General features: G+C 63.1%; 1 protein-coding gene. It reads left to right on the plus strand.

Going from position 1 to position 1,297, the window contains the following annotated elements; all coding sequences use genetic code 11:
• Positions 1-69 precede the first annotated feature (69 nt).
• A protein-coding gene (locus QK291_RS18975; RefSeq protein ID WP_282384403.1) for an IS3 family transposase occupies positions 70-1,253 on the plus strand; the annotation gives its coding sequence in 2 pieces (ribosomal slippage) (positions 70-331 and positions 331-1,253; 1,185 coding nt in all).
• The last annotated feature ends 44 nt before the right edge of the window (positions 1,254-1,297 follow it).

The raw sequence follows: 1,297 nt of genomic DNA on the forward strand, positions 1-1,297 counted from the left end.
TGGGCTGCCGTGGAGATCTCGGACAGTGGGCCCTCTTAAAATGAGGGTCTACCGAAAGTAGAGATCAGCATGACCGCATCACGCAAGCGATTTACCCAGGAGTTCAAGGACGAGTTGTGCCGGGAGGTGATCAACACGTCCAAGCCGATCAAGGACGTGGCCACCTCGTATGGTGTCGGCCCCGAGACGCTCCGGAACTGGCTGGTCAAGTACCGCGAGGCCAACAACGGCACGGAGGCGGATCTGACGGTGTCGGAACGGGCCCGGCTGAAGGAACTCGAGCGTGAAGTTCAAGAGCTGCGGGCGGAGACTGCCTTCTTGAAAAAAGCCAGCGCTTACTTCGCGCGGGAGCAGCGGTAGTGAGCAAGTACGAATACATCGACTCCCAGAAAAGTGAGCCCGCCAACCTGAATTCGGTCGTGAGAATGTGCCGCTGGTTAGGCGTCTCAACCTCCGGTTTCTACCACTGGGCCACCCGCCCGCAATCAGCCACGGCGTCCCGCCGGCAGGGCCTGACGGCGCGGATCGAGCACTTCTTCGAGGAGTCCGAGGGCACCTACGGCTACCGGCGCATCCACGCCGACCTCGCCGCGGAACAGACCGAGTGCTCTCCCGAGCTGGTGCGGCAGATCATGCGCCACCAGGGCCTGGTGGCCTGTCAGCCACGCCCGTTCCGCGTCACCACCGAGGCTGACGCTGAGGCCGCCGCGGGCATGCCCGACCTCGTCCAGCGGGACTTCACCGCGGACCGGCCCGGGGTGAAGTTCGTCGGCGACATCACCTACATCCACACCTGGCAAGGGTTCGTCTACCTCGCCACGGTCATCGACTGCTACTCCAAGAAGGTCGTCGGCTGGTCGATCGCCGATCACATGCGCACCGAGCTCGTCGCCGACGCGCTCAAGAACGCCGCCGCTACAACCCGGATCGAGCCCGACGCAATCTGGCACTCCGACCGCGGAAGCGTCTATACCTCGGCCGGATTTCGGGCCCTGGTGGCCGGCCTGGGGATGCGCTCATCGATGGGACGCACCGGCGTGTGCTGGGACAACAGCATGGCCGAGTCGTTCTTCTCAGCCCTGAAAACCGAGCGTGTCTACCGGACCGTTTACGCCACTAAATCCCAAGCCCGCAGCGACGTCATTTGCTATATCGAGGGGTTTTACAACAGCCGGCGCCGTCACTCCGCGCTCGGTTACCGCCGGCCCAACGAAGTCCACTATGGTTATCAACAGCCAGCCCTGGCAGCGTAGAAGAATCCACTAATTCCGCTGTCCGAAATCCCCGCAGCAGCCCA

The organism is Arthrobacter sp. AL12, from assembly GCF_029960645.1.
Taxonomy (GTDB): Bacteria; Actinomycetota; Actinomycetes; order Actinomycetales; family Micrococcaceae; genus Arthrobacter.